Raw genomic sequence first — 23,814 nt, forward strand, 5'->3', positions numbered from 1 at the left:
CAACCCACCAAGGCAGCGCGTCCTGTGGGCCCCGGACACGTCCGGGGCCCACAGACATGTCTCGGCCCGCCCACAACATCTCCCGTCGAACGTTCGCACCGACCCGAAGCGCGCGCCCCCGCCGTGCTGACCGGGCGTCCGCCACGAGGCGAGCTGGTCATGATCGGCAAGACCAAGGACACCCGGTCCCGTGACGTCCTCTAGCCGATGCCGCAAGAGCCTCCACGACTCGGTGACCACGCCCGCGCTCGGCCCTCGGGCTACGTCCTTCACCCCTCACACGCCTGGGCGACGACGACCGCAGTCAGACGCGGTACGGGGCACCCGCAGCCGCCGACGCGCCGTCGATGCCCGCCGGACCGGCCCCGAACAAGCCTGTGCAGTGCGCACCCGCCGATGGGCTGCCCGGTCGGCGCGTTCCCTAGCTGCAGGCCGCCGCCGTCCCACACGACCAGGTCCAGCGCGTTCACCCGTCAGGACGGTGGACGGGCGACAGTGTCGTCGGCCGCGAGCAGCCCTCCGTCGGGGCGGAGAGCCGGACCGTGCGACGGGCCGGTCCGACCCGAACCGGGACCAGTGACAGACCTGTGCCCCTGAAGCCCCGCACCGGCGCGTGTGCCCGTCTCGGCGTGACGACCGAGGCGCCGGGCCCGGCGCCCCCGGACGCGCCAGTCGGCACGCCTCGTAGCGGTGGCGGTTCTAGGCTGGAAAGGCAGCTGGCAACCAGCCCCGGCAGGCACCGATGTCCGGACGGAGGTGTGGCGCGTGGCAACGGCCGACAACCAGGACGCTCCGCCCGCCGTCGTCGTGGTCGGTCCGGACGGCCGGGTCAGCGGCTGGAGCGAGGGAGGGTGTCGGCTGCTGGGCTGGACGGCGGACGACGTCGTCGGGCGGCCCGTGACCGACCTGCTGGCCGCGCCACCGCCGCCCGGGTTCCCCGAGAGCGACGACACCGCCCCCTCCGGGCCCGTAGCCCTGCGGCACCGGGACGGGCACACGGTGGACGCCGTGGTGACGACACAAGCGTTGCGCGGCCCCCACGGACTCGTACAGGGTCACGTGGTGACCGTCCAGCGCTGGGACCGCCGGCCGGTCATCGCCGACCGGGCCTTCGAGCAGTGTCCCTTCGCACTGGGCGTCTACGACCCCGAACTGCGATTCCTGTGGATCAACGCCTCCTCGGGCCGGGTCATCGCACACACCGAGGAGCAGGTGCTGGGCAGGCACTACCGCGAGGTGCTGCCCGAGTTCGACCGCTCGCTGTTCCCCGAACGGGACGACAAGCCCTACACCGACCAGCTCGCCGAGGTGGCGAGGACCGGTCGGCCCGCGCGTCTCATCACCGTCTTCCGCCCGCTGGGCAGCAACTACGCCAACGCCTGGGCCACCAGCATCTGGCCCGTCCGCGACGCCGAGGGCAAGGTCCGCGCCGTCGCCAACTGGGGTTTCGACATGAGCGCCGAGTACTGGGCCCGGCAGCGGCTGCTCATCCTCAACGAGGCGGGCCGAGACATCGGCCGGACGCTCGACGTCATCGGAACGTCCCGGGAGCTGGCCATGAGTGCCGTGCCCGGGTTCACCGACCTCGTCACCGTGGATCTGTGGGAGGAGGTGCTGCGCGGCGAGGAACCGCCCTCGCCGTCGACTCTCACGGGCGGGGACGCCCTCAGGCTCAGCCGCGCCGCTCGGCACAGCGCCGACGAGGACACGGGCGGAGGCGCTGGGCAGCCGGTCACGTTCGCCGCCGACTCCGTCGCCGCTCGCTGCATGGCCACGGGCACCTCCATGGTCCAGCTCGCCGAGGAGCCCGGACCCGGTGGTGAATGGGCCTTCGGCCCCGGGCTCGCCGCTGATCCCGCGCACTGGCCGCCGGGCAATCCGCTGATCGACGCCTCCCTCGCCGCGGACGGGCTGACCGGCCGCATCACCGTGCCGCTGCGCGCACGCGGGGCGCTGCTGGGAGTGGTGGCCTTCTCCCGCACCGAGCGGCCCGAGGCGTTCACCGCGGACGACCTGATCCTGGCCGAGGAACTGACGGCCAAGGCCGCCGTAGCCATCGACAATGCCCGCCGGTACTCCCGCGAGCGCACCACCGCGCTGACCCTGCAGCGCAGCCTGCTGCTGCAGAGCCTGCCGAACCAGGAGGCGGTCGAGGTCGCCACCCGCTATCTGCCCGCGGGCACCGGCGCCGAGGTCGGCGGCGACTGGTTCGACGTCATTCCCCTGTCCGGCGCGCGGGTGGCACTGATCGTCGGCGACGTCGTCGGCCACGGACTGCACGCCTCGGCCAGCATGGGCCGGCTGCGCACCGCGGTCCGTACGCTCGCCGACGTCGATCTGCCGCCGGACGAGCTGCTGACCCACCTGGACGACCTGGTCCTCCACCTCGCCAGCGACCTGCAGCCGACCGACGCGTCCCACCCCACCACCGTGCAGACGATCGGGGAGACGGGCGCCACCTGCCTGTACGCGGTCTACGACCCGGTCAGCCGGCGCCTGACGCTGGCGAGCGCGGGACATCCGCTTCCGCTGGTCCTCTCCCCGGACGGCTCCCGGACCCCGCTCCCCGCGCAGCCGGGACCGCCCCTGGGCATCGGGGGGCTGCCGTTCGAGGCGACCGAGATCGAGCTGCCCGAGGGAAGCCTGCTCGCCCTCTTCACCGACGGCCTGATCGAGAGCCGTGAGCGCGATCTCGACGAGGGGATCGCCGAACTGCTGCGCGTCCTGGACCCGGCGGCCGACTCCCTGGAGGTCCTGTGCGACACGGTGACGGACGCCACGCTCCCCGAACGCCGCACCGACGACGCGGCCCTGCTCCTCGCCCGCACGCGCGCACTGGACCCCCAGCACGTGGCCGACTGGGACGTCGAACCGGACTTCGCACAGGTGCCGCGTGTCAGGAAGGCCGCCGTCGACCAGGTGGAGGCCTGGGGGCTGGCGGAGGCGGCATTCGTCACCGAACTGGTCGTCAGCGAGCTGGTCACCAACGCCATCCGCTACGGCGATCCCCCGATCCGACTCCGGCTCGTTCGCGACACCGCCCTGATCTGCGAGGTCTCCGACGCCAGCAACACCGCCCCGCACCTGCGCCGGGCACGCGCCTTCGACGAAGGCGGCCGCGGCCTGCTGCTCGTCGCCCAGCTCACCCAGGGCTGGGGCACCCGGCACACCACCCACGGCAAGACCATCTGGTGCGCCCAGTCCCTCCCTCAGCCCGGTGCGGGCTGAGACCCCACTCGGAATCGGCGGCGAGGGCCAACCCTCTGCGCGGCACCCGGATCGGCAGTATGTGTGCGTCAGGCTCCCTGTTCGTCCCGGCGGGCGAAGTTCGCCTGCCGGTGTGAGAGCGTGATGCGGCGCTGGATCGGGTCGATGTCCAGGATCTTGGCTGCGAGTGCGTCTCCGACCTGGACGGCCTGCGGTGCATGGTCCGGAGGCATCTCGCCCAGTTCAGCGTTGTGCACCAGGCCCTCGAAACCGTTCTCTATCTCTTCAATGCGTACGAATACGCCGAACGGTACGAGCTTGGTGACGCGACCGACGATGGTCCGGCCGATCAGTCCGGTCAGCAGCCGCATCGGATCTTCGTGCAGGGCTTTGAGTGACAGTGACACGCGCTCGCGGGTCGGATCAACGTCGAGGACTTCGGCGCTGATCTCCTGACCGACGGCAACTACGTCGGAGGGGTAGTTGATGGGACGCCACGACAACTCAGGGATGTTGATCAGCGCCTCAAAGCCACCGATGTCTACGAAGGTGACTCCAAAACTGGCGATATGGGTCACGGTGCCCGTGACGACCTCACCCCGGGCAAGGGTCTTGAGGAAGGACCAGTTCCGGTCGCTCGGCGTCGAGTCGGTCCGCCAGCGAGCCCGTACCACCCCGTCGTGGTCTGGCATGACCGCGGTGAACAGAGGCACGCGATCTTCGGCGGACACAGGGAGAAGCGTTGCAGCGCTGGCGCCGGAAATCCGGGTGGTGGCCAGCGCCGGGAACTCGTCCGCGCCGGCTATGGCGCTGTGCAGCCGACCCGCCTCGTCCTGCCACACGCATTCGACCAAGCCCCCGGCCGGGAGGGCTCCGAGGACCGCGTCGATGTCGGAGGACAGGTCTGGCCAGACGGCCAACCGAGCGCGGGGAGCGAGGCCGGCCCGCACGGTGTCGATGGTGTCGCGGGTGAGGCGGTGCCAGCGCGAAGCCCCTTCGACATATACCTCCTCCAGGATTCCCGCACGGCCTGAGGCCACGGCCCAGTGCAGGCCGGTCCAGAACTCGTCGTCGCCGGGCCGCTGAATGTCATCGCCATCGGCTTCCACGTCGTACGGCGACGCGTCCACGCGTTCCGGGAACAGGCCGAGCGCACGAGTCCGGGCCAGAGCGTCTTCGCAAGGCTGGCTGCTGCCGATGTAGAGGTACTGGTCCCGTCCCACGTGCACCCGGAAGGCCTCCCCCGCCTCCAACCGACACCAGGCTCCGCCGTCACGGAGCATGATCCGAACCAGTTCCAGTGAGATGCCGAGCGGCATCTCTGCCCCGTCGTGGAAGCCAGACGGGCCGGTCGGGAAGAGTCCGTCCAGCCCAGATCCCCCCAGCGGCTCCTCGGCACCGAAGTGCACGAGGGACGAGACCTGCGGCTCACGAACGGTCAGGTGATCGATTCCGGTACTCACCGCGAAGGCCTCGACCGCTTGAAGGTACGCCGCCTCGACCTGGCCGTGATCGCTGTACGTGTCTTCGGGGCCGATGTAGTGGCCGTCCTCGTCACGGTCGGCGGGGTCGTACTTGGTGACGCGATAGACGTAGGGGAGCACAACCTCATCTTCCAGCATGTGGCGGGCGCAGCCCCAGGAAATGCAAGGGGAGTTGGGGCTCAAGCGCCGGTAGGTGTGTCACGGTGCTCCATGATCTCGACGGCTGAGCGGCAACTGGTCGTGGTACGCAACGGCGACCGCGTGGAGCACTACGGGCCGAGGCGCTTGGGCGACCCAGATCGTGGTGAGCAGCACAGTAACAACGCATCAGAAGTGATCGTCAATATTCAGATATAGTTCACAATTTATCTCTCCGCCTTCGACGAACGCCTGCCGGGATATCGTCGGCACAGGCCGATCCGGAACGGCAGTCGGATAGGCATGACGGGGGGCAGAACGCAATGGCCGAAGAAATTCCACAGCCCCGACGGGCCACGGAACATTTTAATCGTGCGACACGGGACGCCTGCACGATCCCTCATTTCAATGAGTTCATGTGCGAGTTGTTCATCGAGCGGCTATTGCGTGACAATTTGCATGCTGTCGTCCCATCGGTGGGAATCGACTTCGTCCCTGTGCTGCAGAACTGTCTGGACGCGAGATGTCGCCGCCAGGCCCGGGATCTCAGGCTCTTTCTCGTCACCCTCTGCGGTTCGGCCGTCTCTCTGGCATTGTTCGGTGCCGTCGGTTCACTCCCGGGATTAGCATTCCTGGTCGTCGTCGCTCTCACGGCTTACTGCATCGTGCACAAAGATCTGGTCGACCGCCGAACGGCAGTTCAGCGTCTGGGGGGAAACCGGCCCACCCGCCTGGCATCGGAGTGGGCGAGTCGATGGGTAGCGTCCCGCGTCGCCGTGATCCAGCAAACACAGGGAGGGAATTTATCAGTCTACAAGGACTACAGCCCGTTTCAGGGGTTCGGGTCCAGCCTGTCGGCATGGTCCCTCACCACGCCCCTTAGGCCCGAGCAGAATGATTCCGCCAAGCCGACCACTGAATTCACAGCGGAGGAACTCACCGAGCACGTCAAAGGCGACCTGGAGGGGCTGCACCACTCCGGGCACCGAGCGGAGGACACCAGGATCGAGGACAGGGTCTTCGTCAACGGAAAGAATCTTCCTGCCACGTGGCTGCATCGTGACGAAGCCGGCCTGAAGCGCTCAAGGAGGCCCGTTGCCAGGATTGGAGAGACGGAACTCCAGGGAATTATGGACAGCCCGGGGGGAACTGTGCGTCATTACCTTTGCGCACACACGTCGTCGTGGGAAGGTGAAGTCGTCACGAGCACCTTCCTGCATGTGTCTGTAGAGTCGAAAACGCTCTACATCGACTGCCGACAGACCATCCTCGGCCCCGTACGACTTCACCCGATGGCCCGCGAAATCCTCAACGGCACCTTCCCCAGAACAACCGAGATCATCGGCGAGGCGGCGCTGCTGACGCTGCCCTGGCTTCTTCTCGCTCCTTTCCGGGCTTTCAATCGCTGGCACACCGACCACCGCTTGGAGAAGAAGCGCGAGCGAGAGCTGAGAGAAGCGGACCGAGACCCAGCCTACGACTACAGCTCCTGGTTCAGCCTTCGGGAGTTGGTCGACACCGGTACCTTCAGTAATTTCTTCCAGAACCTGGATGCCGACCGGCAGAGCAAAACCGCACAGCGGAACATTCTGGTCAGCATCGTCGACTTCCTCGATTCCCATGGAGTGGACACTTCAGAGTTTCGAAAGCAGCAGACGAGCATCCTCAATCACGGGGTTCTCCAGCTCGGTGGCGTGAGCAACGTCAACAACCAGGCTGTCGGGCCCGGATCCAAAGCCCTCTCCGTCGACTTGCCGACAGAGTAGATACCCTCAGGGCGAAGGCCTGTTCGACTACGCAGCGGAGTGGACCGCGAGGAAGTCCTCCAGGATCTCGACAAACCGCGTCGGCTGCTCCTCGGCCGGGTAGTGGCCGCAGTCGTCGAGGACGACCCCGGTGACGTCGTCGGCCGCCAGTCGCATCGTCTGGGCGGCACTCGCGCCGCTCCACAGCGCGCCGCCGACGGCGAGTACCGGCAGCGTCAGCCGGGTTTTGCTGCGCTGCTCGTTCTGCGCGATCGTCTCGTCCAGTGCTCGGTAGTACGCGAAGCTCGCCCGCAGCGCGCGGGGATCCGCAGTGATCGCGTCGACGTAGACGTCGACGGCGTAGGCGGGGATCGCGGCGGGGGTGGCGGCTTTGGTGGCGAACTGCCAGCCGAAGAAGAGCCGTTCCCGTCCCCGGACCAGTTCCTCGTTGAGGTCGGTGAGCCGGTTGAAGCCGAACTGCCAGAGCTTGAGGTTGGCCGCGGCCGGGCCGAAGAACGGCGGCGACGGCGTGAGGCCGGGGATCACTGCTTCGATGATGGCGAGCCGTCCCACCCGCTCGGGGTGATCGGCGGCGAGGGCGTACGCGGTCCAGGTGCCGATGTCGTGGCCGGCCACGTCGAACCGGTCGTGGCCGAGCGCGGCCATCAACGCGACGAGATCGGTGGCCAGCGTGCCGGCGTCGTAGCCGTCGTCGGGCTTGTCGGAGAGCCCGGCGCCGCGTGAGTCGACGGCGACGACGGTGTGGTGGCGGGCGAGCGCGGGCATTACTTCCCGCCAGGCGTACCAGGTCTGGGGCCAGCCGCCGATCAGCAGCAGGGCCGGGCCCTCCCCGCCGGTGACCGTGTGCAGCCGGAGCCCGTTCACCTCCACGAGCCGGCTGGTGAAGACGTCGAGGAATCCGTCGGGCAGTCGCAGCGAACGTAAGCGTGTCATGCCGGTGACCCTACCCATCTTTGAACGATCGGTACAAGATGTGTAGGCTCATGGACCATGGCAGGCCGCAAGCAGTTCGACGTGGATGAGGCGCTGCGACGTGCGATGCACGTCTTCTGGCGCTGGGGTTATTCGGAGGCGTCGATCGATCGCCTGACCGAGGGCACGGGGCTGGGCCGGGGCTCGCTCTACGGCGCCTTCGGCGACAAGAGCGCCCTGTTCCGCAAAAGCCTCCAGCGGTACGCGCAGACCTACCACCCGCTGTACGAGCAGGCACTGTCCGGCCCCCACACGAGCCCGAGCGACGTTGTGGCCGCCTACCTGCAGGTCGCCCTGAACCGCATCGCCGACCCGGCGGTCCCGGACGGCTGCTTGCTCACTGTGTCGGCAGCGCAGTTCCCGGCCCTCGACGCGGAGGGCCAGGAGATGGTCCGCGCCATGATCGACGATCTGCGGGCGAGGCTGGAGCAGGCGTTGCTGGCGGCGGGGGCCGGTGAGCAGGAGGTGGCAGAGCTGGCCTTGTGCACGCTGGCGACGAACCAATCTCTCGCCGTGCTCAGCCGTACCGGCTTCTCGGGCGAAGACCTGGCAACCGTCGCGGCAGCCGCCGCCACGAATGCCCAGGCTGTGCCGAATCGACCGGCCTGACCATCGGGCCGCGATAGGCGGGAACGACTCCGTCGCCAACGATGCGCAGAGACCTTGAGGCAGTCGGCAGCTCGGCAGAAGTGACTCGGCACAGCCCTCACGGGGGCCACCGAGCGGGCCCGGGCGACAAGATCACCCCACCGAGCTGAGCCTCCGCCCTGCAATTGAGGACGTCGGCCAGGACAGTACGGGCGGCGCGGGCTGAGCACAAAGGTTGAGGCCGAGTCGCTGGGCCGCGGCACGCCGAAGTTCACTGTCCGGGCAGCGAGTTGGGCGGGTTGGACGGCCTTCGGATACTCGCGTGCGGCCGCCTGCCGGGGTCGGCCGGTGATCGTCCGGGCCAGCCGGGTGGCAGAGGCAGGATCTTACGAACCCCTTACGCGGCCACCTCAAGCTCCGTCGCACTCCTACGCTCGCAGCGTGTCGACCATCCGAAACATCGCTCTCGTCACCACCGCGCCCCTCGTACTGGCCGCGGCCGGCGTCACACACCCGCACGGCCTGTCCAGATCGACAGCACCGCACTGGACACACCTGCACGTCGCGTTGTTGCCGGTCTTTCCTCTGCTTGCCGTCGGTCTGCTCGTCCCCCTCTGGCACCGCCCCCGGCCGGACCTCACGGGCTTCGCCACGGTGACGGCCTGGACGGGCGCGTTCCTCTACGCGGCGTTCTACACCGGGCTCGACGCGGTGGCCGGCATCGCGGCGGGAACCGCGGTCGAGCACGCCCCCCGCACGGCGAACCTGGGACCGATCAAGCATCCGCTCTACGACATAGGGGAATCCCTGGGACAAGTCGGCGCCTACGCCCTCATCGGCGCTGTCGCGGCAACGGCGGTCGCGCTCTTCCCGAAGCACGGCGCGCGGGTGGTGCCCGGCACGCTTGTGCTTCTCGCGGCCGGCTGGTCCTTCATCGACAGCCACATCTTCTGGCCCCGTGGCGTATGGACCATGCTCGGATTCGCCCTGGGCTTCGCGCTGCTCGCGGTCGGGACGAGCAGGAACGAACAGTCTGGCGCGCGCGGCGCCTGAGGGCAGCCGAGTCCCGTCTGGATCAACGCCGTCCGCGCTGGGTCGTTTCCCTCGTCACCGCTTGGTCGCCCTGCACTTAGTTGCGCGACACGGAACGTACCGCGCTCGCCGGGGCCTGGCAGACGTCCCTCGGCCTGCGCGGTCGCCCGGCAACGAGCCAAGGGACATCGTTGTAGGCCCGGTTGACGTAGGCGGCACGGTCCGGCGGTCAGAGACGAAGGGCACGTCACTGCGCCTTCGCCATATCCACGTTTTCGTGGGCCAGGCAGGCCAGTACCTGCCGCCGGATGCGCTCTGCGGCCGGACCGCACATCGTGCGGCGCAATGCCCGGCCGCGATGCTCAGCTGCTGCGCCGCCGGCTCGCGCCCACATGCCACCTACGCCCGCACGGCGGTCAGACTGTCGCGGGGGACCCGAGCATCGCGGAAGCCACCTGAACCGCGCTCTGCGGACGCGCGGGTGCAGCGGCTGAGGAAAGCTCGCGGCAGGTGAAGCCGAGCCGGGTCATGGCCCGCAGCACCTCGGCGGCGCTGAAGTCGCGGCGGTCCTGGCCGGTGACGACCTGCCCGACCTGCTTGACGGGGTAAGTGCGACGACCGACGATCACGGACGCCCCGAAGACTTCTTCCGGCTTGACACCCTTCATCGATTCCAGGACGCCGCTCTTGCTGAGGTCGAAGGGGAAGCGGGCGATGACACAGCGCATGATGCCTCACAAAGTGAAGGACGGGAGGAGTTTCTGCCGCGGTTACGCCGCCGCGTTGAAGGACGACTGCCGCCCGGTCCTGCGTCGGGCAGCGGAGGCGGGGCTGCGACGGCCGCGCGACGACGACGTACTACGCGGACGCCGCTCGGGGACGGGCGCGGTGATCGTCACGGGAATTCCGGAGGGGGTCTGGGCGCCGGTGATCCGGCCGAGCGCCTCTTCGCCGGAGCGGACCTGGGTGGTCTCGGGCACGATGCCGGCGGCGGTCATGAGGCGGCTCATGTCGCGGCGCTGGTTGGGGGTGACCAGGGTGACGACCTTGCCGGACTCACCGGCACGCGCGGTACGACCGCCGCGGTGCAGATAGTCCTTGTGGTCCGTCGGCGGGTCGACGTTGACGACCAGGTCGAGGTTGTCGACGTGGATGCCACGGGCGGCGACGTTCGTGGCGACGAGCACGGTGACGTGCCCGGTCTTGAACTGGGTCAGTGTGCGGGTGCGTTGCGGCTGCGACTTGCCGCCATGCAGGGCCGCGGCCCGGACACCACTGTTCAGCAGATCCTGCGTCAACCGGTCGACGGCGTGCTTGGTGTCCAGGAACATGATCACCCGGCCATCGCGCGCCGCGATCTGCGTCGTCGTCCAGTGCTTGTCCGTGCCGTGGACGTGCAGCACGTGGTGTTCCATCGTGCTGACCGCACCCGCGGCCGGGTCGACGGAGTGGACGACCGGGTCGGTGAGGTAGCGGCGGACCAGACGGTCGACGTTGCGGTCCAGGGTGGCGGAGAACAGCATTCGCTGGCCCTCGGGGCGGACCTGGTCCAGAAGCGCGGTGACCTGGGGCATGAAGCCCATGTCGGCCATCTGGTCCGCTTCGTCCAGAACGGTGATCGCCACCTGGTTCAGCTGGCAGTCGCCGCGGTCGATGAGGTCCTTCAGCCGTCCCGGCGTCGCCACGACGACCTCGGCTCCGCTGCGCAGTGCATTGGCCTGGCCGCTGATCGACATTCCTCCGACGACCGTGGTGAGGCGCAGTTGTACCGAGCGGGCGTAGGGGGTGAGTGCGTCGGTCACCTGCTGGGCCAGCTCGCGTGTCGGCACGAGCACCAGGGCCAGCGGCCGGCGGGGCTCGGCGCGCTGTCCGGCGGTGCGCGCCAGCAGGGCCAGGCCGAAGGCGAGGGTCTTGCCGGAGCCGGTGCGCCCACGTCCCAAGGCATCACGGCCCGCAAGGGTGTTGGGCAGGGTCGCGCCCTGGATCGGGAACGGGATGCTCACGCCTTGCGCGGTCAGCGCGGCCAGCAACTGCTTGGGCATGTCGAGGTCGGCGAACGCCTCGACCGCGGGCAGTGCGGGAGTGATCGTCTCCGGCAGGGCGAATTCGCCCTGGACCACTGCGGGCCGTCGGCCGTAGCCGCCCGAACGGCTCGACCCCCCTGAACGGCTCGGGGCGGACGGTCCGGAACGGCTGCCCCGCCTCGAACCGGCGCTGGAGCCGAAAGCGGAACCGTCGTCACGGTTACGGCGGGCAGAGCGGTCATTGGTACGTGCGTAGTTCATTGAAAACCTTCCTTGATACGGCACATATCAAGGAATTCCCGCAGCGGAAGCAGCGCGGGGAACTTCAAGAACGGACCGAATGGGATGCAACAGGGAATCTGGAGAGTGCAGCGGATCGAGCGTGGGTGGCATCGACGGATTTCCCTGCGCCAAAGTGACGTGAAATCCCGGATGCCGGATGCCCACGGGCTGCGCCTTGGGTGTGGCGTGTGTCCCCGGACGAGGGACAGCGGGTGCATGTCCGCAGCTGGGGCCCGCACCCCGAGGGATGCGGGCCCCAGCTACGACGTGCGCGTCAGCGTCAGGCGAGGACGATGTTCTCGGCCGTCGGGCCTTTCTGACCCGACGCGATGTCGAAGGTGACCTTCTGTCCTTCGAGCAGCTCGCGGAAGCCCTGGGCGGCGATGTTCGAGAAGTGGGCGAACACGTCAGCTCCCCCACCGTCTTGCTCGATGAAGCCGAAGCCCTTGGCCGCGTTGAACCACTTCACTGTGCCTGAAGCCATGTCATATCTCCTCTTGGGCAGTACACCGGAAGCCGCGATGCACGGATACCGGGTCGCCGCGATGATGCCCCGTCTGGAAAACGACCAGCCATACGAAAACGCCGCCAACGGCTGACAATACCGGGGGACGCTTGAAGTTCTTGGGAACCACAACTGCAACTGAGATCGACAGTAGCACGGTGTGGCGGGCACGGTACGGAAAATGACTCCGTCCTGTCGATTACGGCAAAAACACTTTCCGCGCGACGTGCCAAACCCTGACCTCGCGACAGTAGATATTGCCCCACCCCGGCGCAGCTTTAAAAAAATGAGCCTCCGCCCATAGAGCTCGTGACGCGATCTTGTCGAGGTGCTCTGGTCGGGCGTGACTGATGCGCCGATTCGGGTTTTCGACGGCGTGCGGACTGCGCCGTGGATCGTGGATGACGACTTGCCAGAGCGGTCGCCTGGGCCGCGCGAGCATCACCCACCGAATGCGACGCCCGTACACCCCAGTTTTGTTCGGCCCGGCGGGCGACACAGGGCGAGCACGGCCAGGACGGCCGCCGGCTCCAGCCGTTCGTCGGGATACTCCATCGCCTATAGGTCCACGGCCCGGGACGTTCAGGCGGGCAACCGGTCCGGGCCGCCGACCACTCAGTCGGTCAGTGGTGCGCAATGCACGTTGTTCGCTCCGCCGCTCTGGCCGGCGATCCGTCCCCAGTAGCTGACGCAGTGCCCGGGGTGGCCGATGTAGACCGGACCGGCGTAGGTCGTGTAGGAACCGTCATCGAACTCGGGGTCGACGTCCTGGGCGTCCGTGAGCGCTGCCAGCATGGACACGGCGGTGCCGGGACGGGCGCGCACGGTGACCACGCAGTCCTGTCCGGTCGACGGGTTGTAGGTGAGGTAGACCGTGCCCGCCGTACCGACCGGTGCCGAGTCGACCACCGTGTAGCCCGCCCCGCAGACACCGTTGTACTTGGCCACCGGCGTCGCCGCCCCTGCCTGCGGTGCTACGGCCCCCAGGGCGCCGACAACCGCGGCCGTGACCGCTCCGACCGCCGCGGCACGCTGAATGATGTTCATGTGAATCCCCCGTTTCGTCGACCGCCCCAACGGCTGTCGACTTCGGAGGCTTTGACCGTCGTCACTCGACCAGCGTTGTAGGCCACCGGCACCGGTTACCGAACCCGGACACGGAGTGAACGGGTCCGTCGACGTCTTCTTCGTAAGTGCGTAAGCGCAGGAAGTTCCTGGCCCACACGGTCACAGCCCACGCAGGTTTGGTCTCGCCTCTTGAACAATCCGGCCCATCAGTGCGAGCCCGCCGCGCTCGTCCAGGGCAAACTGTCGGTCGCGCGCATGTCCCCGGATAGTGCACAACTCCCTGCGCGGCCGCAGAGATTCGGCGATCCTGGGTGACCGTGACCGGAAATCTGAGCGATACAGCACCGGGCAATGAGGTAAGGGCGCTTCTTCGGGTCCTGAACGGACAGCGGCGCCACGTATTCGGCATCCTTGACGGGCTCGACGCGAAGGATCTTCGACGGCCCGTACTGCCTTCCGGATGGCACTGCCTGGGGATGGTCCAGCACCTGGCGCTCGATGTGGAGCGGTTCTGGTTCCGCGCGGTCGTCGCCGGGGACGAGGAGGTCATCCACGGTCTGACGAGCGGCGACGAAGCATGGAAGGTGCCTCCGGACGTGCCGGTCATGGAAGTGCTCCACCGATATCGGCGGGAGGCAGAACTCGCCGACGCCGTCATCACCGCCGCCCCTGCCGACGCCGCGTTGGCCTGGTGGCCCCACGACCTGTTCGGCGAACCGCACCTGCACACGCTGCGCGACGTCCTGCTGCATGTCATCACCGAGACTGCGTGCCATGCCGGCCACCTCGACGCCGCCCGAGAGCTGATCGACGGCAGCCGCTGGCTGGTCCTCACCTGAAGCCTGGTCTTGTCGGCGCCAGGGGGACCAGTGCAGCAACCTTCCGCCTCCGTATCGATCAGGCGACGGCCATCCCGTAGCCGGTCCTGCGCGGTCACCCACTCCCAGTGCATCTCAGCCGACGACCGATGACTTCTACCTGTCGACGGAGTCTGACCTCTGAGAGACGCAGTCGCGTCGCAGTCGCATGACCAGGATTGATCTTGAGAGGGTGGTGGTCGGTCGTGGCGGTAGGGATCTTTGCGGGCATCGCTGTGCGCAACTACGAGAACGCATTGGAGTGGTACAAGCGACTGCTCGGTGCGGAGCCAAGCTTCTACCCCAACGACGTCGAAGCGGTATGGCAGCTGGCCGAGGACCGCTATGTGTACATCATCGAGGACACCCGGCGTGCCGGCGGCGCGGTGGGCATGATCTGGGTGGACGAACCCCGTACCGCGGTCGCACGCATCGCCGAGCGAGGGCTGCAGCCCGTAGGTGTGGAGGAGCACGGCACCGTGTGCAAGTGGGTGTTTCACGACCCGGACGGCAACGAGACAGGGATCGGCGGCGAGGTCTCACCCCCGAAGTAGTCCTCGAACCCCGGCTCCACGGCAGGTATCCGGTGGTCCTCGAAGGTCAGGACCGGCCGGCTCCGGGAATTTTGACTGTCAACACCCCGGTGCGGGAAGTGCTCGTCGCGCGCGTGCGCCGTCCCTCCCGGAGCAAGAGGCACGTCGTTGACGCTGCCCGTCCCCGACGAGTCCCTGCCCCGACAGGCATGCGCGGCGGCCTCGGACTGCCGGCTGACTTGCCCGCAGCATCGACATGAGCGAACGCACCCCGGCCCGGCCGTTCAGGAGCGAGTCCGGCACGACCTCTCCACACTGGAGGACCCACGTTCGGGTGTTTCACGCCATGGCGCTGCTGGCGGAAAGTCGATCATCTAGTGCGCCAGAGCGACCCGCGCCGTGCTGAACGGGTGGTCTCCGGTGGAGGCGGTCACGCGAAAGGGTCGCGCCGCAAGCACGGATGGTGAAGTAGCTGCCTCGCCCCACACCTGGAAGAGGCACCGAGACGTGAGACGCCGTATCTCCGCCCGCCGTATCCCCGCCCGCCGTGTCCCCGCCCGCCGTGTCCTCGCCGCAGCACTGCTCGCGGCATCTGTGTTGGCCCCGATGGCAGCCACTCCGGCAGCCGTTGCCCAGGCCGGCGTGTTCCACCGGTCCGTCGACGAAGACTGCCCACCCCGTGAACTGGACCGTGCGCTGACGTCACGGCTGGACAAGGCCGTCGAGAAGGTCCGTCAGCAGGCCGGCGTTCCCGGTGTCGTCGTCGGTCTGTGGATGCCGGGCAAGGGAAGCTACGTCCGTGCGACCGGCGTCGCCGACAAAGTCACCGGTGAGCCCATGCGCTCCGATGTCTTCGTCCGTATCGGCAGTGAGACCAAGACCTTCACGGCCACCGCGCTGCTGAAGCTCGTCGACGACGGCCGGGTCTCACTCGACGACCCCATCTCCGACTACGTCCGCCATGTCCCCAACGGTCACCGGATCACGTTGCGCCACCTCGCCGAGATGCGCAGCGGCCTCTTCCCGTACACGGAGGACGCGGACTTCCAGCACGATCTGCTGTCCGACCCGCAACGGTCGTTCACTCCGCAGGAGGTACTGGCGTACGGCTTCAAGCACAAGAACACCTTCGCGCCGGGCACGCAGTTCCAGTACTCCAACACCAACTTCACGCTGCTCGGTCTCGTGGTCGAGAAGGTCAGCGGGCGTCGTCTCGCCGACTTCATCGACACGCGGGTACTGCGCCCGGCCCGCCTCCCCCACACGTTGCTGCCGAGCGGGTCCGAGTTTCCCCAGCCGCACCCGCGCGGCTACACCAACCAGACGCTGAGCGGTGAGGTCACCGACAGCACGGACTGGAACCCCAGTTGGGCCTGGGCGGCCGGAGCGATGATCTCCGACCTGCACGACCTGCGCCGATGGGCGAGGATCGTCGCCACCGGCACTCTGCTGAAGCCGCAGACCCAGGCGCAGCGGCTCAAGATGCTGCCCACGGGCCACCCTGGCACGAGTTACGGCCTCGGCATCTTCGACAGCGACGGCTGGATCGGGCACAACGGCTCCATCCCCGGCTACGAGACCGTGACCGTCTACCTGCCCTCGAAGAAGGCCACCCTGGTGCTGATGATCAACACCGACATCACGTACCAGGGTCAGGAGCCGTCCTCCCTGCTCGCGCGTGCGATCACCGAGATCGTCACGCCGGACAACGTCTACGACCGCCCGGCCCCCACGCGTCGGACCGGGTCAGCCCTGCTGCCGTAGACGGTGACCTCCACGCCCGGCCCGATCGGGCTGCCCCGACGGAAGCCGGGCGTGTTCCATGATCAAGGGGGCCGGAGCGAAGGGCGGGCAGCAGCGCCCGAGCACGCCCGCCGACTCCGGCTCCGACTCCGTTCCGGTGTCCGCCGGCGCAGAATCGGGGCAACACGGCCGAGCGCTGCATCAACCGCCTCAAGTGCCGGCCCGGCCTGGCCACTCGCTTTCAGACGACCGCCACCGTCTTCCAGGCGGGACTCCACATCGCGCGCACCTTCGTCCGGTCCACTCGCTGATGAGAGAGAAGCCATCCGAGGAGCGTCAGTTCCACGGTTCCCGGCAGGGGTTTTCGCCCGACAGCTTCGCTGCGGCCACGCAGAGGTCTTCGCCGAAGAGCTGGTTGCTGCCCCATTCGGAGCCCCACAGGTCGGACGCGGCCTGGGCCACAGCGCGCCAGGAGTAGTCCTCATCGCATCGCCACGTGCGGATCTGTGCAGCCATCTCCGGCGTGATCGTCGTCGGCTCAACAGGGTTTCGTGTCACCCCAGCGACCCTAGGGACAAGGCTCACCCCCATCACACCGTCAGGCAACCCAGGGTCGCCGCTCCTCAATGCGCTGATTTCACTCACCTCACTCACTTCACGGGAACGAGGGTCAAGTAGGCCAGGCCCATGACGCCGCGATACCCCCGGAGCCACATCTTGCGATGGCGATCCACACGGTCGCGGGTCTCCTTCGCCAGAGGATGATCGGGATGGACGGCGAGCCATTCCTCGACGTCGGACTGGTAGGCGGACTCGAAGTGATCCCATTCGTCGGGGTTGGCGGACTCGATCCAGGCAGGGCGAAAGCCCGCGTCGATGGCGAGGTCGACGAGTTCGGAGAGGTCATGGAACTCGGAGGCCGAGGCTCCCGGCCACATGGCCGACAACTCGTTCGGGGCAGGTGGACGCTGCCAGAAACCCTCGCCGAGCAGGACCCGGCCGCCGGGCTTCACCAGGCGACGAAGCGCGTGCAGTGCAGCTGTGGTGTGCTCCGGTGGCCGGACGTCACTGAGCGCGTGGCTGGCGCCGAAGCAGAGAACGATGTCGGCGGGGTCTCGGGCGGTGTCGACTGCGGAATCACGCACGAACTCGACTCGTTCGGCCAGTCCGCGCATCTCGGCGTTGACGCGTCCGCGGGCGAGGTCGTCCTCATTGAGGTCGATACCGACGCCGGTCGCACCGGGCATGGCCTCGATGAGACGGAGCATGAACTCGCCCCAGCCACAACCTATGTCGAGCACCGTGGCCGGGGCGGCAGAGCCGACGACGTCGGTGAGCCGACGGATCAGGCCGGCGGCCCGTTCCTCCGAGAGAGGGCCGTGGAAGGTGAGTCGGGTCAGCCGCGGCGGGCCGATGGTGTCATCCATGAGCTGGACAGTAGGTACGAGCAGTTGTCGATGCCACCGGATTACCGTCGGGCCGGACCCCTGAGGAGCGCGTGACGCGGGGGAGAAGTCAGGCCTGTTCCTCCTCACGCGGGACGGGCTGCACTCGGTCCCCATGCTGGTGGAGCAACCAGGCCGTCCATGCAACGACCGGAACAGCGACGGTGGGTACGACCCATGACGGGATGCCGAGCCACACGGCAGGCAACCCGACGGCGGCGCAGGTGATCATCATCGTGATGAGCAGCGGTCTGCCGTACGGGCGCCAGGTGTAGGGCTCATGATCACGGGGCCTGGCCATCCGCAGCGCACCCAACCCGAGCCCCATGGCCGCCAGAAGGCCCAGGAACGTGCCGATGGCGACCGTCATCTGTGGTTCGTCACGGGGCTCGTCGGAAGTGCTCTGCCGAACACCTCGGGCGCCGACTGTCATGACGTCGCCACGCCAGACCGTTGCGGTGACCTGGTCTCCCGGCCGGAGTTGCTCCAACAGCGGATCCGGATCACCGAAGGCCACAGTCCCGTTCCAGAAGGGCGCGCCGGACAACGTTGCCTTGTAACTGCCGGATCTGCTCCGGTTGTTCTTCGTGCTCTCGACGGTGAAGGAGACCGTACGCAGGCAGTTCTCCCACTCCTGCACCGTGGCGTCGGCGGGGCACGGCTCGGCCCTCACGTAGTCCTGGTGCCGACCCAAGTCGGAGGGCAGCCACGCGGTGAACACGAAATAGCAGCCCAGCGCCGGGATGAGGGAAAACATGATCAACGCCGCGCCTACGAGCCGTGAGCGGCCCTGAGAACGCCGTGCAGGTCGGTCGGCGCCCGGCGGAGGCAGCAACGGCCCGCCCGGCCCGTGAGTTGTGTCCGTGCCCGGCACCGTCCTCACTCCCCTCTCGACGTCACGTCGGCCCCACGCGTCCTGGAGACGATCAGCGCCTTGCCCTGCTCCACCTTGCGGAACGACTGTGCGCGGACAGGTGCGGCAACGCGACAGACGGCGACGAGGTCGCCGTCGCCCACGATCATGGCAGTCATGGCATACGTCCTTGAGGCGTAAGGGAGTTGAGCGTGAGGAGGAGAGGGCCGGAGGTGCGATCAGGCGGCGGTGTCGGGGCTCAGACGGCGTGATGCCGCGCGCCAGCACGGGGTGCGCCCCCGTAAGAATCGGGGCCCCCGTACGGATCGGGGCCCCCGTACGGATCGCGGCTCCCGTAGGACTCGCGGCGCCCGGTGCCTCGTAGCCCAGTGTCGGCGCCCGTGAGAGCCTCACGCAGCGCAGTGGGCGCTGGTTCATCCGGGAAGAGGCTGTGCAACGGCCGCACGATCAGGCAGGTCGCGGCCCAAGCGACCAGCAGAGCGCCCGCAGGCGCGATCAGGTGCAGCAGCCAGGTGACAGGCCCGGAGGGGCCGAACACGGCCAGCGCAGCCGCCGCGCCGACGCTCAAGGACCAGGCGAGCACCGTCAGCACAGAGAAGGCGACCGCTACGGGCACCCCGCCCATATGCCATGCCCGCAGGTCCACGTCGGTGTCGAAGCTGTCGGTGCGGACGGCGCCCAGAGCGGCCAGGAGCCAGAAGCAGACGACCACGACGAGGGCCGCGGTGAGCAGGATCGTGGGCAGGCCCGTGGCCGCTCTCACAAATGTCCCCATCTCCTGATCTCCCCCTCCGCCCGCGGCGCGCGTCAGCCGACGGCGCACGGACGTTCCGGGCCTCGGTGCCGGACACCTGCCGGTGTCCGGCATCGAAACCCTCCGTCGTGCTCCCCGCGAGCCATCCTGCACGACCCGATCCCGGTCGCGCATTGCCGGTTTCCGGCAGTGTTCATTAGGGTCTGCATGCCGGTGGCCGCTAAGAAACCGTCACCGACGCGTCAAAATCCGGGGGAAGACGTGACAGACCGGGAACTTCCCGAGCAGTACCTGGACGGCTACGCCGAGATCCTGGCCCAGGTGTCAACCACCGGCCGGCGCCTCACCCGGGACGAGCTCGCCTCCCGCCGCGCCCTGGGCGAACAGGCCGCCGAGGCAGGCCACGGACTGCGCGCCCTCGTCAGCGCACACCTGGCCGCCGCCCGCACGGCCTGGCCCGGTTCGCCCGGCTCCGCGGATGGCGCGCTGGCCACCGTGCATCAGATCATCGACGCCTTCGCCGAGGGCTACGAACGCGCCCAACTCCTCGCCGTACGCCAGGAGGAAGCCGCCCGCAGGGAGTTCATCGACGACCTCCTCTACGGACGCAGCGACCTGGGCCGCCTCGCCGAACGCGCCGAACGTTTCGGCCTGCGGCTGTCCCACGCGCACGCCGTCGCCGTCGCGCAGGGCCCCGCCGCCTACGACGAAGGCGACCCCGTGCCCCGGCATGTGGAACGGGCACTCATCTCCCGTTTCGGCGACCGCAACGTCCTGCTCACCACCAAGGACGGCCGCCTGCTGTGCATCGCCCCAGGACACCAGGAGGACGTACTCGCTTACTTCGCCGAACAGGCCCACGTCGCCACCGACGGCGGCCAGGTCGCCATCGGACGACCCCAACCGGGGCCGGGAGGCGTCGTCCAGTCCTACGAAGAGGCTCTGGGCGTCCTCGAACTCGCTGAGCGACTCGAACTCGCCGACCCCGTCCTGCGCGCTGCCGACCTGCTGGTCTACCCCGTCCTCACTCGCGACCGCCAGGCCATGGCCGACCTCGTCGCCGGCACGCTCGGCCCGCTCACCTCAGCCCGTGGCGGTGCCCAGCCCCTCCTCGACACGCTCACGGCATACTTCGATTCCGGCTGCGTCTCCGCCGAGGCCGCCCGCCGCCTCACCCTCAGCGTGCGCGCCCTGACCTACCGCCTTGAGCGCATCCACAAGCTCACCGGCGCCAACCCCGCCGACCCGGCCCACCGCTACATGCTCCAGACGGCAGTGATCGGCGCCCGACTTCTGGCCTGGCCCGCCAAGGATCTCTGACACAGCGCAGCGATTCCCGGACGGCGGAGTTCCGTACCGACGACGCCGTCCCGCGGACCAGTTCTCCTCCTCGGCGTCGTCAGCCGGCAGAAGCCCCGCGACTGGGCGAGCGCCTCATCGCGTTCGGTCGCGAAGGTCCAGGCGGTGCCGGCCGCCGCGCTGGAGCCGAAGTCCACCACCGTGGCCGGGAGTCGTCATGTCGAGTCAGGCGCCTGGCCGGCACCGCTCGGGGCGCCGACGAGGGACTGCAGGGTGCGGACCAAGCCCGTGGCGTCTGTGCTGGAGAGCGGGGCGAGGAAGCGGCGTTCCATCTCCTTGCGCGCCGATTCGGCTTCCTGCAGGCGCTCTTGGCCGGCCGGCGTCAGCTGCACGATGTTCTTGCGTCGGTCCCGGGGGCTGCGGCGCCGTTCGACGAGTTCCTTGTCCTCCAGAGCGTCGACGAGAGAGACCATCGTGGTGCGGTCGACGCCCAGTTTGCCCGCCGCGTCCAGTTGAGACAGCTCGTCATGTGCGTCGAGGACGGCGAGAACGGCCAGTTCGCGGCCGTCGATCCCGTACGGAGCCAAAGCCAGTGAGGACTCCTCGGTCAGCCGCAGGTACGCGTGCTTGAGCAGATAGCCAAGGCGGGACCTGAGGACCTCGGGCGGGGCGTCGCGCGTCATGACCGCAGCGTATCCAGAGTCTGACAGTCAGCGTTACTGACGATCCGCTACGGTGACGGTAATGTGCCGTCGCCGTACCGGTGACGCGTCGACGCGAAGGGCGCGTGGCAACCATGTCCGACCAGCACATCCCCTCCGATCGCCCCGTGACGTTCGGAATCAAGACCACCCCGATGCGGGTCCCCTACCAGGACATCCTGCGCGTGTGGGAGGAGGCAGACGACCTGCCCGAGATCGCGGACGCCTGGCTGTGGGACCACCTCATGCCGATCGTCGGCCCCAAGGACGGGCAGATCCTCGAAGGGTGGACCCTGCTGAGCGCCCTGGCCGCCCGAACCCGGCGACTGCGCCTTGGCCTGCTCGTGACGAGCAATCGGATCCGGCCGCCCGCCGTCCTCGGCAAAATCGCCACCACCGTCGATGTGATCTCCGGCGGCCGGCTGATCATGGGCCTCGGCGTGGGCGGCACCGTACAGCCGCCCGACGCGGGCGGCATCGCCGGGGAGAATCCGGCCGCCGCCGAGTACGCCGCCTACGGCCTCACGCTCGTCCCGCCCGCCGAAGGCATCGCCCGCCTGGAGGAGACCATCGCCATCCTCCGCGGCATGTGGACGCGGGACGTCTTCGACTTCCACGGGCGCCACTACACCCTGACCGGCAACCGCAACGAGCCCAAACCCGTCCAGCAGTCAGGCCCGCCCCTGCTGATCGGAGGCTGGGGAAACCGAACGCTCCGCCTGGTCGCCGAGCACGCCGACATCTGGAACATCCCCGGCCCACCGCACAACACCATCGACTGCATCACCGACCGCAGCGCCGTTCTGGACGACCATTGCGAGGCCATCGGCCGTGATCCGCGAACGATCACCCGCTCCGTGCAGTACATCGTCTCGTACGACGACCCGGCCGCCGACCGCAAGGCCATCACGGAACTCATCGCCGCCGGCGTGACGCACGTCGTGCTGAGCCTACGGAGCCCCTATCCCCCACGGGCCGCGCGATGGCTCACCGACGAGATCATCAAACCCGTGCGCAGCACGACCGGAGAACTCCATCAGCCCCGCCCCGGCTCGGCGGCTAGCCTCGGGGCATGAGCGTCGAAACGAGATACGGAACGTTGTGCGGGCGAACATGAATCGAGGACCGCTCTTCTGCGACGTCGCCCTGGCGCGGCGCATCGAACGCGCCGAAGCCCAGCTGATGGCCGCGGCAGCCGAAGCCGCTCGCCTGCGCCGGGGAGGCGACGCCGGATTCGTGATGCGAGTGGCCGACGGTGTGGCCACGTTCGCCGAGGACGGCTCGCCGTTCAACAAGATCGCCGGTCTGGGATTCGACGGCGTGCCCGATACGGCCGCGCTCGATGAGATCGAGCGCGCCTTCGCCGCCCAAGGCGCTCCCGTGCAGGCCGAGGTGTCCACGTTGGCCGACCCGGCGGTCGGCGCCCTGCTCACGGCTCGCGGGTATCGGCTGGAGTCGTTCGAGAACGTGCTCGGACTCGCCCTCGACGGCGTGTACGAGCGGGTGACTCCGCCTGGCATCGACGTCCGGGTGGCTCGTCACGAGGAGTTGGACGCGTGGCTCGACGTGGTGGCCGACGGATTCGCTCACCCCGACGGGCAGGGGGTTCCCTCGCACGAGGACTTCCCGCGTGACGTACTCGTCAACGCCGAACGGGACTTCGCGACGGCCGGTGTGGTCCCCTACATCGCGCTCCACGACGGAACCGTCGCCGGAGGCGGCAGCCTTCGCGTCGCGGACGGCATCGCACAGCTCACGGGCGCGGCGACCGCCCCCGCCCACCGCCGACGCGGTGTGCAGACGGCCCTGCTCTCGGCCCGGCTCGCGGACGCCGCTGCCGCCGGCTGCGACATCGCCGTCGTGACCACTCAACCGGGTTCCCGGTCCCAGCAGAACGTGCAGCGCCAGGGATTCCACCTCCTGTACACCCGCGCCGTGCTGGTGAGGGGCGTTCCACCGAGGGGAGCCGTGCCCCACCTGGAGGCGTCGGTCGAAAGCCCGGACGAGGTGAGCGTGGTGGTGTACGACGGCCCGCGGGAAGCCCTCAGACCGCTGTTCGAACTGGCCGAGGACTCCCCCACGCAGCTCGACTCCTACCTCGCGGACGGGCAGGTGCTCGTCGCACTGCGCGGCACGGACGTGGTCGGTCATCTGCAACTACTGGAGACCAGCGAAGCCGACACCTTCGAAATCAAGAACATGGCCGTACGGCCGGACGTTCAGCGCTCCGGCGTGGGCAGCCGTCTGGTGCGCAGGGCCATCGAACTGGTCTCGCGCGAGTCGGGACGACGCCTGCTGGTCGCCACCGCCGCGGCCGACACCGACAACCTGCGCTTCTATCAGCGCCAGGGATTCCGTATGCGAACAATCGAACGGGACGCCTTCACGACCCGCACCGGCTACGAACCCGACACCCTCATCGACGGTATTGAACTGCGCGACCGGGTCTGGCTCGACCACCCGCTCTCTCCGCAGTCCGCCTCGGACCACAGTTCTCAGGGAACGTGAACAACCCGCCTCCGCCTGCTGCACGTCGGCAAGG

General features: G+C 68.4%; 22 protein-coding genes. 10 read left to right on the forward strand and 12 right to left on the reverse strand.

Going from position 1 to position 23,814, the window contains the following annotated elements; all coding sequences use genetic code 11:
* The first annotated feature begins 765 nt into the window (after positions 1–765).
* Entirely contained in the window at positions 766–3,228 is a 2,463-nt protein-coding gene (locus tag AQI94_RS33435; RefSeq protein WP_062230073.1) for a SpoIIE family protein phosphatase, read from the forward strand.
* Between the two features lie 68 nt (positions 3,229–3,296).
* On the opposite strand, the gene AQI94_RS33440 is transcribed toward AQI94_RS33435, so the two are convergent.
* Complete coding sequence (locus AQI94_RS33440; RefSeq protein WP_225890357.1) at positions 3,297–4,829, reverse strand: S1 RNA-binding domain-containing protein; 1,533 nt, start codon at positions 4,827–4,829, stop codon at positions 3,297–3,299.
* A 416-nt stretch (positions 4,830–5,245) separates the two neighbouring features.
* On the opposite strand from AQI94_RS33440, the gene AQI94_RS33445 reads away from it, so the two are divergent.
* Positions 5,246–6,595: a hypothetical protein gene (locus AQI94_RS33445; RefSeq protein ID WP_031055598.1), complete on the forward strand. Its 1,350-nt coding sequence runs from the start codon at positions 5,246–5,248 to the stop codon at positions 6,593–6,595.
* A 27-nt stretch (positions 6,596–6,622) separates the two neighbouring features.
* Here AQI94_RS33445 and AQI94_RS33450 read toward each other — a convergent pair whose 3' ends face one another.
* A complete protein-coding gene (locus tag AQI94_RS33450) occupies positions 6,623–7,528 on the reverse strand; it encodes an alpha/beta fold hydrolase (RefSeq protein WP_031055599.1) in 906 nt (301 codons plus the stop codon).
* 57 nt (positions 7,529–7,585) lie between these two features.
* On the opposite strand from AQI94_RS33450, the gene AQI94_RS33455 reads away from it, so the two are divergent.
* Together AQI94_RS33455 and AQI94_RS33460 are read left to right on the forward strand one after the other, a co-directional pair.
* Positions 7,586–8,176 (forward strand): TetR/AcrR family transcriptional regulator, encoded by a 591-nt coding sequence (locus AQI94_RS33455; protein ID WP_031055600.1) that lies wholly within the window; start codon positions 7,586–7,588, stop codon positions 8,174–8,176.
* A gap of 420 nt (positions 8,177–8,596) precedes the next feature.
* Complete coding sequence (locus tag AQI94_RS33460) at positions 8,597–9,208, forward strand: hypothetical protein (RefSeq protein WP_051832686.1); 612 nt, start codon at positions 8,597–8,599, stop codon at positions 9,206–9,208.
* 395 nt (positions 9,209–9,603) lie between these two features.
* Here AQI94_RS33460 and AQI94_RS33465 read toward each other — a convergent pair whose 3' ends face one another.
* The 4 genes from AQI94_RS33465 to AQI94_RS33480 all read right to left on the reverse strand — a co-directional run bounded on the left by AQI94_RS33465 (position 9,604) and on the right by AQI94_RS33480 (position 13,045).
* Positions 9,604–9,915 carry an SCO5918 family protein gene (locus tag AQI94_RS33465; protein WP_031055602.1) on the reverse strand — a complete coding sequence of 104 codons (312 nt, stop codon included), beginning with the start codon at positions 9,913–9,915 and terminating at the stop codon, positions 9,604–9,606.
* Between the two features lie 42 nt (positions 9,916–9,957).
* Positions 9,958–11,472, reverse strand: coding sequence for a DEAD/DEAH box helicase (locus AQI94_RS33470; RefSeq protein ID WP_031055604.1), 1,515 nt, complete (start codon positions 11,470–11,472; stop codon positions 9,958–9,960).
* 301 nt (positions 11,473–11,773) lie between these two features.
* Positions 11,774–11,977, reverse strand: a complete 204-nt coding sequence (locus tag AQI94_RS33475; RefSeq protein ID WP_031055606.1) for a cold-shock protein — start codon at positions 11,975–11,977, stop codon at positions 11,774–11,776.
* Positions 11,978–12,613: 636 nt separating this feature from the next.
* The gene (locus tag AQI94_RS33480; RefSeq protein ID WP_031055608.1) at positions 12,614–13,045 is read right to left on the reverse strand and encodes a hypothetical protein; all 432 of its coding nucleotides are present in this window, start codon (positions 13,043–13,045) and stop codon (positions 12,614–12,616) included.
* Positions 13,046–13,383: 338 nt separating this feature from the next.
* Between AQI94_RS33480 and AQI94_RS33485 the strand changes: the two genes are divergently transcribed.
* From AQI94_RS33485 to AQI94_RS33495, 3 genes are all read left to right on the forward strand, one after another.
* The gene (locus AQI94_RS33485) at positions 13,384–13,905 is read left to right on the forward strand and encodes a mycothiol transferase (RefSeq protein ID WP_391289763.1); all 522 of its coding nucleotides are present in this window, start codon (positions 13,384–13,386) and stop codon (positions 13,903–13,905) included.
* Positions 13,906–14,129: 224 nt separating this feature from the next.
* Positions 14,130–14,477: a VOC family protein gene (locus tag AQI94_RS33490; protein ID WP_031055614.1), complete on the forward strand. Its 348-nt coding sequence runs from the start codon at positions 14,130–14,132 to the stop codon at positions 14,475–14,477.
* Between the two features lie 585 nt (positions 14,478–15,062).
* The gene (locus AQI94_RS33495; protein ID WP_078902882.1) at positions 15,063–16,220 is read left to right on the forward strand and encodes a serine hydrolase domain-containing protein; all 1,158 of its coding nucleotides are present in this window, start codon (positions 15,063–15,065) and stop codon (positions 16,218–16,220) included.
* Positions 16,221–16,535: 315 nt separating this feature from the next.
* On the opposite strand, the gene AQI94_RS33500 is transcribed toward AQI94_RS33495, so the two are convergent.
* The 5 genes from AQI94_RS33500 to AQI94_RS33515 form a co-directional block, all read right to left on the reverse strand.
* The gene (locus tag AQI94_RS33500; protein WP_031055618.1) at positions 16,536–16,757 is read right to left on the reverse strand and encodes a hypothetical protein; all 222 of its coding nucleotides are present in this window, start codon (positions 16,755–16,757) and stop codon (positions 16,536–16,538) included.
* A gap of 92 nt (positions 16,758–16,849) precedes the next feature.
* Positions 16,850–17,626: an SAM-dependent methyltransferase gene (locus tag AQI94_RS33505; RefSeq protein ID WP_031055619.1), complete on the reverse strand. Its 777-nt coding sequence runs from the start codon at positions 17,624–17,626 to the stop codon at positions 16,850–16,852.
* Between the two features lie 88 nt (positions 17,627–17,714).
* Complete coding sequence (locus tag AQI94_RS33510) at positions 17,715–18,518, reverse strand: hypothetical protein (protein ID WP_158806379.1); 804 nt, start codon at positions 18,516–18,518, stop codon at positions 17,715–17,717.
* Positions 18,519–18,523: 5 nt separating this feature from the next.
* Positions 18,524–18,676 carry a hypothetical protein gene (locus tag AQI94_RS44830; RefSeq protein ID WP_158806381.1) on the reverse strand — a complete coding sequence of 51 codons (153 nt, stop codon included), beginning with the start codon at positions 18,674–18,676 and terminating at the stop codon, positions 18,524–18,526.
* 80 nt (positions 18,677–18,756) lie between these two features.
* Positions 18,757–19,293, reverse strand: a complete 537-nt coding sequence (locus AQI94_RS33515) for a hypothetical protein (protein WP_063801642.1) — start codon at positions 19,291–19,293, stop codon at positions 18,757–18,759.
* A gap of 240 nt (positions 19,294–19,533) precedes the next feature.
* Here AQI94_RS33515 and AQI94_RS33520 point away from each other — a divergent pair, with 240 nt between their 5' ends.
* Positions 19,534–20,592: a PucR family transcriptional regulator gene (locus AQI94_RS33520; RefSeq protein ID WP_031055627.1), complete on the forward strand. Its 1,059-nt coding sequence runs from the start codon at positions 19,534–19,536 to the stop codon at positions 20,590–20,592.
* A 194-nt stretch (positions 20,593–20,786) separates the two neighbouring features.
* Here AQI94_RS33520 and AQI94_RS33525 read toward each other — a convergent pair whose 3' ends face one another.
* Positions 20,787–21,254, reverse strand: a complete 468-nt coding sequence (locus AQI94_RS33525) for a MarR family winged helix-turn-helix transcriptional regulator (RefSeq protein WP_031055630.1) — start codon at positions 21,252–21,254, stop codon at positions 20,787–20,789.
* Positions 21,255–21,367: 113 nt separating this feature from the next.
* Between AQI94_RS33525 and AQI94_RS33530 the strand changes: the two genes are divergently transcribed.
* Both AQI94_RS33530 and AQI94_RS33535 read left to right on the forward strand, forming a co-directional pair.
* Positions 21,368–22,348 (forward strand): LLM class flavin-dependent oxidoreductase, encoded by a 981-nt coding sequence (locus AQI94_RS33530; RefSeq protein WP_051832690.1) that lies wholly within the window; start codon positions 21,368–21,370, stop codon positions 22,346–22,348.
* 37 nt (positions 22,349–22,385) lie between these two features.
* A complete protein-coding gene (locus tag AQI94_RS33535; RefSeq protein WP_051832724.1) occupies positions 22,386–23,780 on the forward strand; it encodes a GNAT family N-acetyltransferase in 1,395 nt (464 codons plus the stop codon).
* Positions 23,781–23,814: the final 34 nt, after the last annotated feature.

It is taken from the genome of Streptomyces pseudovenezuelae (assembly GCF_001513955.1).
Lineage (GTDB): Bacteria > Actinomycetota > Actinomycetes > Streptomycetales > Streptomycetaceae > Streptomyces > Streptomyces pseudovenezuelae.